General features: G+C 60.1%; 13 protein-coding genes. 2 read left to right on the top strand and 11 right to left on the bottom strand.

The window, feature by feature from the left end:
• Positions 1–16: 16 nt before the first annotated feature.
• The 9 genes from K0F88_RS28305 to K0F88_RS28270 form a co-directional block, all read right to left on the bottom strand.
• Entirely contained in the window at positions 17–274 is a 258-nt protein-coding gene (locus K0F88_RS28305; RefSeq protein WP_094467639.1) for a hypothetical protein, read from the bottom strand.
• A complete protein-coding gene (locus K0F88_RS28300) occupies positions 271–483 on the bottom strand; it encodes a hypothetical protein (protein WP_094467640.1) in 213 nt (70 codons plus the stop codon). Before K0F88_RS28300 ends, K0F88_RS28305 begins: the two co-directional genes overlap by 4 nt.
• 115 nt (positions 484–598) lie before the next feature.
• Entirely contained in the window at positions 599–724 is a 126-nt protein-coding gene (locus K0F88_RS32635) for a hypothetical protein (protein WP_255141673.1), read from the bottom strand.
• A gap of 210 nt (positions 725–934) precedes the next feature.
• Positions 935–1114 (bottom strand): hypothetical protein, encoded by a 180-nt coding sequence (locus tag K0F88_RS28295; protein WP_094467641.1) that lies wholly within the window; start codon positions 1112–1114, stop codon positions 935–937.
• Between the two features lie 155 nt (positions 1115–1269).
• Positions 1270–2445 carry a lactonase family protein gene (locus K0F88_RS28290; RefSeq protein WP_306823157.1) on the bottom strand — a complete coding sequence of 392 codons (1176 nt, stop codon included), beginning with the start codon at positions 2443–2445 and terminating at the stop codon, positions 1270–1272.
• Positions 2432–2728 carry a DUF5629 family protein gene (locus K0F88_RS28285; RefSeq protein ID WP_094467643.1) on the bottom strand — a complete coding sequence of 99 codons (297 nt, stop codon included), beginning with the start codon at positions 2726–2728 and terminating at the stop codon, positions 2432–2434. Before K0F88_RS28285 ends, K0F88_RS28290 begins: the two co-directional genes overlap by 14 nt.
• Positions 2729–2928: 200 nt before the next feature.
• On the bottom strand, positions 2929–4509 hold the full coding sequence (locus K0F88_RS28280; RefSeq protein ID WP_219097420.1) for an aldehyde dehydrogenase (NADP(+)): 1581 nt from the start codon (positions 4507–4509) through the stop codon (positions 2929–2931).
• Between the two features lie 11 nt (positions 4510–4520).
• Positions 4521–5513 (bottom strand): AraD1 family protein, encoded by a 993-nt coding sequence (gene araD1, locus K0F88_RS28275; protein WP_219097419.1) that lies wholly within the window; start codon positions 5511–5513, stop codon positions 4521–4523.
• Positions 5514–5571: 58 nt separating this feature from the next.
• Positions 5572–6894: an MFS transporter gene (locus K0F88_RS28270; protein ID WP_219097418.1), complete on the bottom strand. Its 1323-nt coding sequence runs from the start codon at positions 6892–6894 to the stop codon at positions 5572–5574.
• A 193-nt stretch (positions 6895–7087) separates the two neighbouring features.
• On the opposite strand from K0F88_RS28270, the gene K0F88_RS28265 reads away from it, so the two are divergent.
• Together K0F88_RS28265 and K0F88_RS28260 are read left to right on the top strand one after the other, a co-directional pair.
• Positions 7088–8824: an IlvD/Edd family dehydratase gene (locus K0F88_RS28265; RefSeq protein ID WP_219097417.1), complete on the top strand. Its 1737-nt coding sequence runs from the start codon at positions 7088–7090 to the stop codon at positions 8822–8824.
• Between the two features lie 183 nt (positions 8825–9007).
• The gene (locus tag K0F88_RS28260; protein ID WP_094467649.1) at positions 9008–9727 is read left to right on the top strand and encodes a FadR/GntR family transcriptional regulator; all 720 of its coding nucleotides are present in this window, start codon (positions 9008–9010) and stop codon (positions 9725–9727) included.
• A gap of 168 nt (positions 9728–9895) precedes the next feature.
• Here K0F88_RS28260 and K0F88_RS28255 read toward each other — a convergent pair whose 3' ends face one another.
• Positions 9896–12280 carry an RND family transporter gene (locus tag K0F88_RS28255; RefSeq protein WP_219097416.1) on the bottom strand — a complete coding sequence of 795 codons (2385 nt, stop codon included), beginning with the start codon at positions 12278–12280 and terminating at the stop codon, positions 9896–9898.
• A 28-nt stretch (positions 12281–12308) separates the two neighbouring features.
• On the bottom strand, positions 12309–13376 hold the full coding sequence (locus K0F88_RS28250; protein WP_219097415.1) for a YCF48-related protein: 1068 nt from the start codon (positions 13374–13376) through the stop codon (positions 12309–12311).
• Between the last annotated feature and the right edge of the window lie 370 nt (positions 13377–13746).

The following is a 13746-nucleotide window of genomic DNA, read 5'->3' as shown; positions in this document are numbered from 1 at the left end:
CAGTGGCCGCTGGCTCTTAGGCGAACACTTCACACATTTCCAGCACCGAGCAATCCACCTGGAACGGCCCGAAAAAATCGTCTTGGCGCTTGATAGGCGGATTGCCTGCCAGCAGCCCAAGCGATTTTGCGGTTTCAATGTTTCGCGCCAGGTTGTGATTGGCTTCGATGGACCGCGCAACGGAACCTGCTGAACCCTGCCCTATCCCCAACAGGGATGCGCCATTGGTCATGAACGCCAAGAAGGCGATGACCCAGAGTTTGCCCCCTTTCATGCCCCCGCCACTCCCGCCAAGTCCTCGTGATCGACCTGCACGTTTTGAGCGCGGTGTTCGAACTGGATGGCGGGATAAGCGACCTGAATGGGTGCTTCAACGGTGTGCTGCAATTGAGACGAAACGCTGACGACCAAGACCAGGGCCACGTAAAGACCTATGGCCAGGTAGGCGCCGTATTTGGCAGAAGTGATGATTGAGCTGGCCATGGTGTTCTCCGTGGGCATGTTTCAGAGCCCACAGAATCGATCAAAAAAGCGGTGACAACCACTCAGGGTTTTCCATAGTCACCATCAGCTTCGTTAATCATTAAGCCAGTCTATTTCAGTCTTCAATAAAACTCATCAAGCGCTCGCGGGCCGCATCCGGCTCGTCTGGAACGGGCTGGGCAGCCGAAAGAATGGGGGTGGAATAGAGAAACAGAAGAACCACTGCCAGACGCATCGCCATGCTGTCGATCCTTGTTATTAGAAAAGGAGTCAAAAACTCAGCGTCAAATCTAAACGCGTGGCTATGTGAGATCAAGCGCTTGATTGATGGCAATGTGATGCTGTCGTAAACGCGTTATGCAGGAGCGACATCACTCAGGTTTCTCGACGCTTTTCAGCCCGATCGGCGCAAGTGACTTCGCTCCTGCATAAAAGGTGCAGGGCTTGAATTTCAGGCTTGGGTCTTGTGATCCAGTGCCGCGTAGAAGTTGGCGCTCTGTTGCAGGTATTTCTGGGTGTAGCTCTGGGTGTGGGATTTTTTGTCGCTGATTTCAACGCTGGCGCTGGCTGGCAGAGCAACGGTGGCGGAGATGGCAGAAGCGGCGATGACGGAGAAGAGATTGAAGTTCATGGCGGTATTCCTCGGATTCAGTTGGCTTGCTTGCCCGGTGGGGCCGTGGAGCAAACTTAACCCTCGTGGTTGGCGCCTTGAAATCTTTTGTAGCATTAGCAGATATCAGCCTCATTAATACAAGGATGCAGGCCCCATCAACCGGGGCCTGCGGCCTAATGACGCACCAGGAACTTGAGGTCGCTCGGGGCATCCATCGGCAGTTTCTGTACGGTTTTACCCAACAGACCGGTCTTGGCATCGCGTTCGACCACGACAATCTGGTTGCTCTTTTGATTGGCAATCAGCAAAAACTGGCCACTCGGGTCGAGGCTGAACTCGCGCGGGTGATCACCTTCCACCGAACGACGCTGCAGCTCCTTGAGGTGGCCGGTCGCAGGATCGATGGCAAACACCAGCAGCTGATTGGCGGTGCCACGGTTGCTGACGTAGAGGAACTTGCCATCGGCCGAGGCGTGCAGCGCAGCGGCGGCCTTGTCGGAGACAGGCTGGCCCGCGGCCAGATCAACCATCTGGGTTTGCTCAAGCTTGCCGTTCTGGTAATCGAACACCGCAACCTGCGCGCTCATTTCCATGGTCAGCCAGGCGTGTTTGCCATCGGCGCTGAACAGCAAATGACGCGGCCCGCTGCCGGCGGGCAACTGGACGGACGCCGGGGTGGCGGCAACCAGCGGCAGCTGCGGGTTGGCCTTCGGATCGAAGCGGTAGACAAAAATCCTGTCGGCGCCCAGGTCATTGGAGAACACGTACTTGCCGTCCGGCGAGGAAACCGTCGAATGCACATGCGCCGACATCTGCCGCTCGGGATTGACCCGGCTCGACGGGTGACTGCTCAGCTGCACCACCGGCTTGAGCGTGCCATCGGCGCCCACCGGCAACACCGCCAGCGTGCCACCCGGATCTTCAACCACCGAATAGTTGCTGACGAACAAATGACTGGCGTCACCGCTGAGGCTCGAATGGGTCGGCTCGTTGCCCAGGCTCTGCACCTGATTAATCAGGCTCAGCGCATGGGTCTTGGGGTCGATCGAATAACTGCTGACACGCCCGACCGGATCTTTCTGGCCGGGGCCGTTTTCGTTGACCACGAACAGGCGCTGCTGATCCTTGGAAACGGTCAGCCACGACGGATTTTCACTGGTGACCACTTGCAGCGGCTTGGGGTTGATCTGCCCGGTGGCGCTGTCGAAATTCAGGCGATAAATACCCTCGCTCTGCCCCGCCGTGTAGGAACCGACCAGCAACTGATAGTCGTCGGCCGATGCAGCCTCAATGCCCATCGCGCCGATGCTGCCGGCCATCAAAAATGGCCAGAGCTTATGCATCCTCACGCTCTTCTTCCTCGTCGTCATCACCGCGAAATGCGGTCATGCACACCAACCGGTGCTCGCCGGAAGCACCGGTGATCAGCCAGCTTTGCAGGGTTGGATCGAAGGTTGCGGCCTCGACCTCGGCCGGGGTGAACTCCCAGTGTTTTGACACGCGACCGTCGAGGCATTCGATGTGCAGATTGTCGTCTTCATCGAGGGAGAATTCGAAGGCGTGCAGCCCGTCGATTTCCACCATATCGCAGTGTTCGAGGGTGGCGAGCAAGGTGTCGGTTGCGGCAGTCATGGCAGTCAATCTTTGAATGGGAAAGACGCAATGATAGCTCAATGTGGGGGCGGGTTTGTGCCGGTCACAAAACTTGCTGATGACACTAAATACTGTGGGAGCGGGCTTGCCCGCGATAGCGATTGAACAGTCAACATTGTTGTTGATGGTTAGTCCGTCATCGCGGGCAAGCCCGCTCCCACAGGGATTGTGCTTGGCTGTTAGAGGGCGTCGCGGGAAGACTTGCCGTCCACCAGACGCTGGATTCGCAGCGGGTTGGCGTTCTTCAACGGTTCTGGCAGCAGGCTGTCGGGATAGTTCTGGAAACACACCGGCCGCAGGAAGCGATCAATCGCCAACGTGCCCACCGATGTGCCGCGCGCATCGGAAGTTGCCGGGTACGGCCCGCCGTGGACCATCGAATCGCAGACTTCAACGCCCGTCGGATAGCCATTGAGCAGGATCCGTCCGACCTTTTGCTCCAGCAACGCCGTCAGCTCGCCGAACTGTTCGAAGTCCGCCGGCTCACCAATGATCGTCGCCGTCAGCTGCCCGTGCAGGCCGTTCAACGCGGCACTGAGTTGCGCCTGATCCGCCACTTCGACAAACACCGTGGTCGGGCCGAACACTTCTTCCTGCAGCACTGCATCGCCATTGATCAACAGGCTGACGTCAGCCTTGAACAACTGCGGATGCGCCTGATTGCCTTGCTGTGGGCTGCCGGCCAGATGCTCGATGCCCGGGTGAGCAAGGAGTTTTTGCAGGCCGTTGCCATAGCTTCCCAACGTCCCGGCATTGAGCATGGTTTGCGCCGGCTGATCGCCGATGAGGCCTGCCACCTGCTGCACAAACGCGCTGAATTGCGGCGAGCGAATCCCGATGACCAGACCGGGATTTGTGCAGAACTGACCGCAACCCTGCACCACCGAAGCGGTCAGGTCACGGGCGACGGTGTCGGCCCGAGCGTCCAATGCCTGCGGCAACACGATCACCGGGTTGATGCTCGACATCTCGGCGAACACCGGGATCGGTTGTGGACGTGCGGCAGCCATGTCGCACAACGCGCGGCCACCCTTCAGTGAACCGGTAAAACCGACCGCCAGAATCGCAGGGTGTTTGACCAGCGCTTCGCCGACTCCGCCGCCGTAGATCATGTTGAACACACCGGCCGGCATGCCGGTTTTTTCCGCCGCGCGAATCAACGCATCAGCGACCAGTTCGGCAGTGGCCATGTGGCCGCCGTGAGCCTTGAATACCACCGGGCAACCGGCGGCCAGCGCCGACGCGGTGTCGCCCCCTGCGGTGGAGAACGCCAACGGAAAGTTGCTCGCACCAAACACCGCGACGGGCCCAAGGCCGATGCGGTATTGACGCAGGTCCGGACGGGGCAGCGGCTGGCGATCCGGCAAGGCCTGATCGATTCGCGCGCCGTAGAAATCACCGCGACGCAGCACTTTGGCGAACAGACGCATCTGCCCGCTGGTGCGCCCGCGTTCGCCTTGAATACGTCCGGCCGGCAATGCCGTTTCGCGGCAGACCACCGCGACGAAGTCATCGCCCAAGGCGTCGAGTTCATCGGCAATCGCATCGAGAAATTGCGCGCGACGTTCAGCGCTCAGGCTGCGGTAAGCCGGGTAAGCCGCCGCAGCGGCCTTGGCCGCCGCATCGACTTCCTCAGGCGTGGCCTGGAAGAAATCATGAGGCAAGGCTTCGCCGGTGCTGGCATCGACGCTCTGCAGTTTGACGGTGCCGGTCGCGCTGCGCAGGCCGCCAATGTAGTTGTGACCAAGAATCCGGGTCATGGGTGTCTCCTTTAAAGGGTGCCGACGGTGCCGGGCTCGAACGCTGCTTCAACCGGTGCGATCCCGTTGATCAACGGTGCGCCGAACTCGGCCTGACTGATCTCGAACACATCACCCGGTCGGGTGCGAATGCCGTCGGCAAAGGACAGGGTCGCAGTGCCGAAGAAATGGATGTGCACGTCCCCCGGACGCAGGAACTGGCTGTATTTGAAATGGTGATACTCGAGGTTCTCCAGGCTGTGGCACATGTTGGCCTCGCCGCTGAGGAAATCGTTCTGCCACAGCACTTCACCGTCACGCAGGATACGACTGGTGCCGGCCAGATGCTGCGGCAGTTCGCCGACGCGAAGTTCCGGGCCATAGCTGCAACTGCGCAATTTGGAATGCGCCAGGTAGAGGTAATTCTTGCGCTCCATCACATGGTCGGAGAACTCGTTGCCCACCGCGAAGCCGAGGCGATACGGTTTGGCGTCGTGACCGATGACGTAGAGACCACTGAGTTCAGGCTCTTCCCCCGCGTCTTCGGCAAAGGGTGGCAGCGGGAATGGCTGGCCCGGACGCACGACGATGCTGCCGTCGCCCTTGTAGAACCACTCCGGTTGCACACCGGCCTGCCCGGCCGCCGGTTTACCGCCGTCCACGCCCCATTTGAAAATGCGCAGGGTGTCGGTCATCGCGGCTTCGTCGCCGGCCTGCTGATGCATCTTGTCCCGGGCCGAAGCGCTGCCGAGATGGGTCAGGCCCGTGCCGCTGACCAGCATGTGCGCCGGGTCCGGGTGATCCAGCGGAGGGAGGATCCGCAGTTGGGCCAGCAGCTCTGCGTAGTCATGGCTAATGCCCAGGCCCAGGGCTTTCACCTGCTGCTGCAGATTGACGCCTGCCTCGATCGCCGCCAGGGCCAGGTCCCGGACGGTGCGCGCATCCTGCACTTCGCGGATCAGCCCCTCCTCGACGACGCCTACGCGACGCTCGCCGTTACTCAGTTCGAACTGCACTAAACGCATGGATTTTCTCCTGTTATTCAAAACACCACTGGCCCCTGTGGGGATCACAAAATGTGTGTCAGGTACGGGTCGCGCCTCGGGCACTGGCGGCGAACTGGTCGGCCGACAGAACATGCTTACGTTCAAGCAACCTATACACCACGCCGGTCAACACCAACCCAAACACCATCACCCCCGACAGGAAGTACAGCCCCGAGGCCAGGTTGCCGGTGTATTCCTTCAGTGCACCGATCACGAACGGACCGATGTAGCCGCCCAGGTTGCCCACCGAGTTGATCAATGCGATCCCGGCAGCGGCACTGGCGCCGGCGAAGAAACGCCCCGGCAAGGTCCAGAACACCGCGGTGCAGGAAAACAGCGCAAACGCCACCAGGCACAACGCCGCAAGTTGCAGTACTGGCACCGTCAGCCAGGCGCTGAGGAACAGGCCGATGGCGCCCAGCACGTAAAGCACGGCGAGGTGGCCGTAACGATCATTCAGGCGGTCGGAACTGCGCGGAATGATCAGCAGCCCGATGATCCCGAAGATGTAGGGCACCGATGACACGAAACCGGTCACCAGGTCCGTGCCGCCAAACTGTTTGATCAACGTCGGCAGCCACAGGCCCAGGCCATAAATGCTCAAGGTCACCGGCAGGTAAAACAGCGCCAGCAGCAACACGCGTTTGTCTTTCAGGGCGTGCAGCGGATTGCCGTGACGGGTCTGGCCGTAGGCCTCAAGGTCCTTTTTCAGCTCGCCGGTCAGCCAGTCTTTCTCGGCCTGGTCCATCCATTTGACTTGCTGGGGGCCGTCCGGCAGGTAACGCAGGACCGGCCAGGTCAGCAGGATCGCCGGGGTGCCGATGACGATGAACAGCCACTGCCAGCCGTGCAGACCAAGAATGCCGTCCATGCCGAGCAAGCCGCCGGACACCGGGCCGGTGATCATCATCGCGATGGGCTGAGAAAGGATGAACAAGCCAAGGATCTTGCCGCGATGGCGAACCGGGAACCATTGGGTGATGTAGTAGAGAACGCCTGGGAAGAACCCGGCTTCGGCCGCGCCGAGCAGAAAGCGCATGACATAGAAGCTGTGCGGCCCCTGGACGAAGGCCATGCCGATGGTGATGGCGCCCCAGGTGACCATGATCCGCGCGAACCAGCGCCGGGCACCGAAGCGGTCGAGCATCAGGTTACTGGGGATTTCCAGCAGGAAGTAGCCAATGAAGAACAACCCTGCGCCGAGGCCATAGGCCGCGTCACCCAGGCCGATGTCGGCGCCCATGTGCAGTTTGGCGAACCCCACGGCGGAGCGATCCACATAGGCGATCAGGTACAGCAGGATCAGGAAGGGAATCAGTTTCAGCGTGATGCGACGAATAAGCCGCAGTTCCTGGCTCATGAGATCGGTCTCCGATTGTTGTTGTTATAGAACCTCGGGGGACGCCTCTCGCTGAAAACAGCCAGGGCCATCCCTCCGTTGAAAGCGACTATATAGTAATACTAATTAACCAACAACACTTCCAAAGCGGCGAAATTGCGCTTATGTTACGCCTTAGCTCGAACAATATAGTCATACAATAAGAGAATCGATCATGTCTGATAAGAAACCCAACCTGCGCTCCGCCCAATGGTTTGGCACCGCCGACAAGAACGGCTTCATGTACCGCAGCTGGATGAAGAATCAGGGCATCGCCGACCACCAGTTCCACGGCAAGCCGATCATCGGCATCTGCAACACCTGGTCGGAACTGACCCCGTGCAACGCGCATTTCCGCCAAATTGCGGAGCACGTCAAACGCGGCGTGATCGAGGCCGGTGGTTTTCCGGTGGAATTCCCGGTGTTCTCCAACGGCGAATCGAACCTGCGCCCCACCGCCATGCTCACCCGCAACCTGGCGAGCATGGACGTTGAAGAAGCGATTCGTGGCAACCCGATTGATGGCGTGGTTCTGCTCACCGGCTGCGACAAAACCACCCCGGCGCTGCTGATGGGCGCGGCCAGTTGCGACGTACCGGCCATCGTCGTGACCGGCGGGCCGATGCTCAATGGCAAGCACAAAGGTCAGGACATTGGTTCCGGCACCGTGGTCTGGCAGCTCAGCGAACAGGTGAAAGCCGGCACCATCACCATCGACGATTTCCTCGCGGCCGAGGGCGGCATGTCCCGTTCGGCCGGCACCTGCAACACCATGGGCACGGCGTCGACCATGGCCTGCATGGCCGAAGCACTGGGCACATCCCTGCCCCACAACGCGGCAATTCCGGCGGTGGATGCGCGGCGTTATGTGTTGGCGCACATGTCCGGCATGCGTGCGGTAGAGATGGTCCGTGAAGATCTGCGGCTGTCGAAGATCCTGACCAAGGAAGCCTTCGAAAACGCCATCCGCGTGAACGCCGCCATCGGTGGCTCGACCAACGCCGTGATCCACTTGAAAGCCATCGCCGGTCGCATCGGCGTCGAGCTGGACCTGGATGACTGGACCCGCATCGGTCGCGGCATGCCAACCATTGTCGACCTGCAACCGTCCGGGCGCTTCCTGATGGAAGAGTTCTACTACGCCGGCGGCCTTCCAGCGGTATTGCGCCGCCTCGGTGAAGCCAATCTGATCCCCAACCCGAACGCCTTGACCGTCAACGGCAAGACTCTCGGCGAGAACACCAAGGACGCGCCGATCTACGGCCAGGACGAAGTGATCCGCACCCTCGACAACCCGATCCGCGCCGACGGCGGCATCTGCGTGTTGCGCGGCAACCTCGCGCCCCTCGGTGCAGTGCTCAAGCCATCCGCAGCCAGTGCCGAATTGATGCAGCATCGCGGGCGGGCGGTGGTGTTCGAGAACTTCGACATGTACAAGGCGCGGATCAACGATCCGGAACTGGACGTCGATGCCAACTCGATTCTGGTGATGAAGAACTGTGGGCCGAAGGGTTATCCGGGCATGGCCGAAGTCGGCAACATGGGCTTGCCGGCCAAGCTGCTGGCACAGGGCGTGACGGACATGGTGCGCATTTCCGACGCGCGCATGAGCGGCACGGCATATGGCACCGTGGTTTTGCACGTGGCCCCGGAAGCAGCAGCCGGCGGGCCTCTGGCGACGGTGAAGGAAGGCGACTGGATCGAGCTCGATTGCGCCAACGGGCGTTTGCACCTGGACATCCCGGACGCTGAACTGGCGGCGCGCATGGCGGATCTGCAACCGCCGCAAAATCTGATCGTGGGTGGATATCGTCAGCTGTACATCGACCATGTGCTGCAAGCGGATCAGGGCTGCGATTTCGACTTCCTGGTCGGCTGCCGCGGCTCCGAAGTGCCCCGCCACTCTCACTAATCAAATCCCCCTGTGGGAGCGGGCTTGCTCGCGAAAGCGGCCTGACATTCAACATCTATGGTGTCTGACATACCGCCATCGCGAGCAAGCTCGCTCCCACATTTGATTTGCACTTGCCTCAAGATTGCGCCGCGCCTGTTATCATGCGCGGCATCTCCATCGCACAGGATCGCGCCGTTCCCCATGGATTACCGCAAACCCTCCGACCGCAAAAGCATGCACTCGCGCATCGTCCAGGAATTGGGCATGCAGATCGTTTCCGGGCGCTTCAAACCGTGTGACAAACTGCCCGCCGAAGCCCTGTTGTGCGAGGAGTACGCGGTCAGCCGCCCGGTGCTGCGCGAAGCCACCCGGGTGCTGGTTGCCAAAGGCCTGGTGTATTCCCGTCCGCGGGTCGGCACCGTGGTCAAGCAGCGCAAGGAATGGCACATGCTCGACCCGGATGTGCTGCACTGGCTGATGCAAAGCAGTCCGCAGAATGAGTTCTTCGATTTACTGACCAGCGTGCGCAGCATCATCGAACCCGCTGCTGCCGCCCTCGCCGCGCAGTTCGCAACCGATGCGGACATCGCCTCCATCGGTGAAGCCTACCAACGCATGGAAGCCGCGCCGACGCCTGAAGCGCTGTTGCAGCCGGACCTGGATTTCCATAGCCGCATCGCCGATGCGACCCACAACGATCTACTGGCCAACCTGTGCAACATGCTGTCGGTGGCAATCGCCGAAGCATTGAAGCATTCCAACCAGCGGCCGAACCTGCATGAACTGGCGCTGCCTAGGCACAAAGCGATCCTTACAGCGATCGAGAACCGCGATGCGCTGGGTGCGCGGCATGCGACCCTCGTTCAGCTCGACGATGCGCGCAGTGCGCTGAACGTCGTGCTCGGCACGGATCCCTCTTAACCAACGCAATCCCCTGTAGGAGCCGGCTTGCTGGCGATGGTGTGTCAGTCGACATCAATGTGCCTGACACACCATCGCCAGCAAGCCGGCTCCTACAAAGGGTTGTGTGAATCCTCAGATGTAAAAAAGCCGCAACCCAGGTTGCGGCTTTTCTATTTCAGCCAGGGATCAGTGCGCGAACAACGAGTTGCCCTTCTGCCCCGCCAGTTTCTCCGGCTTGATCAGGAAGCGAGCCAGCGCCGGCAGCAGCCAAAGCGCGCCGAACATGTTCCAGAGCAGCATGAAGGTCAGCATCAGGCCCATGTCGGCCTGGAACTTGATGGCCGAGAAGATCCAGGTGCACACGCCGATCGCCAGGCACAGGCCGGTGAACAGCACGGCTTTACCGGTGGATTTAAGCGTCTGGTAGTAGGCCTCTTGCAATGGCAGGCCGGCACGCAGGAAGCTTTCCAGACGGCTATAGATGTAGATGCCGTAGTCCACGCCAATCCCCACCCCTAGCGCCACGACCGGCAGGGTCGCGACTTTCACGCCGATGCCCATGAAGGCCATCAGGGCGTTACCGAGCACCGAGGTCAGCACCAGCGGCAGCACGATGCACAAGGTCGCCGCCCAGGAACGGAAGGTGATCATGCACATGGTCGCGACGCAGATGTAGACGAGGATCAGGATGGTCAGCTCGGATTCCTTGATCACCTCGTTGGTGGCCGCCTCGATGCCGGCGTTACCCGCCGCGAGGATGAATTCCAGGCCGTCCTTGTTGTTTTCCTTGGCGAAGTCCTGCACCGCATGCACCGCGCGATCCAGAGTGGCGGCCTTGTGGTCGTTGAGGAACACCAGCACCGGCGCCAGGGAGCAACTGTTGTTGTACAAGCCATCGGCACGGGCAATGGAGTTGTTCAGTACGTCCGGGTTACGCGACAGGGTTTCCCATTTCAGGTTGCCCTCGTTCATGCCCTTGATCATCTGCTTGGACACGGTCACCAGGGAGATCGCCGATTGCACGCCCTCGGTGTTCTGCATCTTCCACATCAGTTCGTCGATCGGCGCCATGGCTTCGTAGCGCGAGCAACCTTCAGACTTGGTCTTGACCATCACAACCAACACGTCGGAACTGGTGGAGTAGTTGCTGATGATGAAGTTGTTGTCCTTGTTGTAACGCGAGTCCGGACGCAGTTCCGGAGCACCTTGGTCAAGGTCGCCGATTTTCAGGTTCTGGCTGTACCAGAGGCCGCCACCGAAGGCCAGCAAGGCCAGGACGATCGACACCGGTGCGACTTTCGGGCTGGCAAAGTTCGACAGCAGGCGCCAGAACGGGTGTTCGCGGTGTGCGTCTTTCTTGCTGCGTTCCACGGCGCGTTTGCTGATGCCGACGTAGGAGATGGCCACCGGCAGCAGGATCAGGTTGGTAAACACGATCACCGCCACGCCAATGGAGGCGCCGATGGCCAGTTCACGAATCACACCGATGTCGATGATCAGCAGCGTGATGAAGCCTACGGCGTCCGCGAGGATCGCGATCATCCCCGGCAGGAACAACTGACGGAACGTGCGTCGTGCGGCGGTCAAGGCGTTATCCGCCTCGCTGGACTGCAAGGCGATCCCGTTGATCTTCTGCACGCCGTGGGAAATACCGATGGCGAAGATCAGGAACGGCACCAGCATCGAATACGGATCAAGCCCGAAACCGAAGAAGTGCATCAACCCCAACTGCCAGACCACCGCCACCAGCGTCGTACTCAACACCGCCACGGTGCTGCGCATGCAGTTGGTGAACCAATACAGCAGGATCAGGGTGATGATGAAGGCGACGCCGAAGAACATCACCACCATGACCAGGCCATCGATCAGGTCGCCGACTTTCTTGGCGAAACCGACGATGTGGATCTGCACGTTAGGGTTCTGCGCTTCAAACTTGTCGCGGATCTTTTCTTCGAGCTCGTGGGAGAACTTGCGGTAGTCCAGCGCCAGCAACTTGCCTTGGTCCTGCGGGTCCGGGTAGGACTCCAGCAGCGGGATGTCGACGATGCTCGACTTGAAATCGTTGGCCACCAGGCGCCCGACCTGGCCGGACTTGAGCACGTTGTTACGCAACAGGTCGAGGCTTTGCTGGGAGCCGTTATAGCTCTGAGGGATCACTTCGCCGCCGGCAAAGCCCTCCTCCGTCACCTCGGTCCAGCGCACGCTCGGGCTCCACAGCGACTTGAGACCGGAACGGTCGACGCCGGAAATGTAGAACACTTCGTCGTTGATCTGACGCAGGGTCTCCATGTATTCCTTGGAGAAAATGTCGCCATCGGTGGCTTCAACGGAAATGCGCACCGTGTTGCCCAGGTTCGCCAGATCGTTGCGGTGCTCCATCATCTTTTGAATGAATGGATGCTCGAGCGGGATCATTTTTTCGAAGCTGGTGGACGGCCGAATCAGCGTCGCTTGCCAGAACAGGAAGATGCTGACCAGCAGGCAGATGACGATCACTGCCGGGCGGTTGTTGAAAATCAGGCGTTCAAGAAACGTCGCCTTGTCTTGGTGATGACTGCTCAAGGATGTCATAGACCCGCCTTCTTATTATTTGCCCGGCTCATTTGGACGACCCGTTTTTGCCATTCTCTGCACCGGTTGGCGAGGTGACGCGAACGCCGCCCTGTCCCGCCAGAATCAGATTGCCGTTGCCTGCTGCCGTCACTGCCGAAACGGAAATGCGATCCGGGCGGTTGAACACGCTGAAGGTTTCGCCGTTGTCGTTGCTGCGGATCACCGAGCCGCCGTTGCCGACGATGACAATGGAACCGTCGTCGAGCAACGTTGCACCGGACAACCCGAACTCCAGCGCACCGCGGGCAGCCTTGAGTTCGACCGGTTCCCAAGTGGTGCCGAAATCGGTGGAGCGGAACAGATTGCCCCGCAATCCGTACGCCAGCAGCGTGTTGGCCTGAGCAGTGCCGATTACGCCGAACAGCGAACCTTGGTATGGGCCTTCAAGTTTTTCCCAGGTCTGGCCCCAGTCGGCGGAGCGGAACATGCTGCCCTGCTCGCCGACGATGAACAGCCCGGCATCCTTGACCGCCGCAATGCCGTTGAGGTGGTACTGGTCTTCGTTGTCGAGGCGATCGCTGGCATCTTCCCAGTGCTTGCCACCGTCGGTGGTGGCCAACAACGCACCGTAAGCGCCCACGGCAAAGCCGCTGTTGACGTCCTGGAACCAGACGTCGAGCAGCGGCGATTCGCGTTTCAAATCTTCGAATTGCTTGGTCCAGGTGGCGCCACCATCCTCGCTGGCGAGGATCTGTGCGTCATGGCCGACGGCCCAGCCGTGTTTGTCGTCGGCGAAAAACACCGACGTCAACAACTGGCGGGTTGGCACCTTGGCCTGGGCCCAGGTTGCACCCTGGTCGTCGGAATACAGGATGTGCCCGCGATCACCAACCGCCACCAGGCGCTTGCCGGCGTGCGCGACGTCGAGCATCAAGCTCTTGCTGGCTTTGGCGGATTCAACGGCATAAACAATGTCGGACGCTGGCGCCGCAGCGGCCAACGCAGGAGCCGACAGCACGGCACAACCCAACAGCGAGAGCGCTGTGGCCAGCAACGCGAACTTGCGTAATGCCGGCGGGCGGCAAATACCCACACCCATGACAGGCTCACTCATAGACCTTCCCCCATTATTATTGTTAGGTCATTCAACCTTTCAGGGCGCCGTAAGGGGTGCTCATCGGGATTGCCTGTTCTGGAGCATAGTCCTGAAATGCGCAATCTAGAGCCCCTTCGGAAGCTGGCTTATCCTATCGGGGTTTGGAAAGGTCTGACAATCGACGCCACGTTATGTTTTGTTAACCTGAGGGGGATGGTCGTGGGGTGAATGATTGGGTATCAGGTGGGGTGATTAGGGTTTCCGGTTTTTTTCTGTGTTCGGTGTTCGGTGTTCGGTGTTCGGTGTACATATCCATTTTTTCGGTAACGGCGACTTATGGTTTCGCTCTTACAGCGAGTCACTTTTGACAAACGCCTCAAAAGTAACC

It is taken from the genome of Pseudomonas sp. UMAB-40, from assembly GCF_900095275.1.
Classification (GTDB): domain Bacteria; phylum Pseudomonadota; class Gammaproteobacteria; order Pseudomonadales; family Pseudomonadaceae; genus Aquipseudomonas; species Aquipseudomonas mandelii_B.
This window is presented reverse-complemented; position numbering and strand designations above follow the sequence as displayed.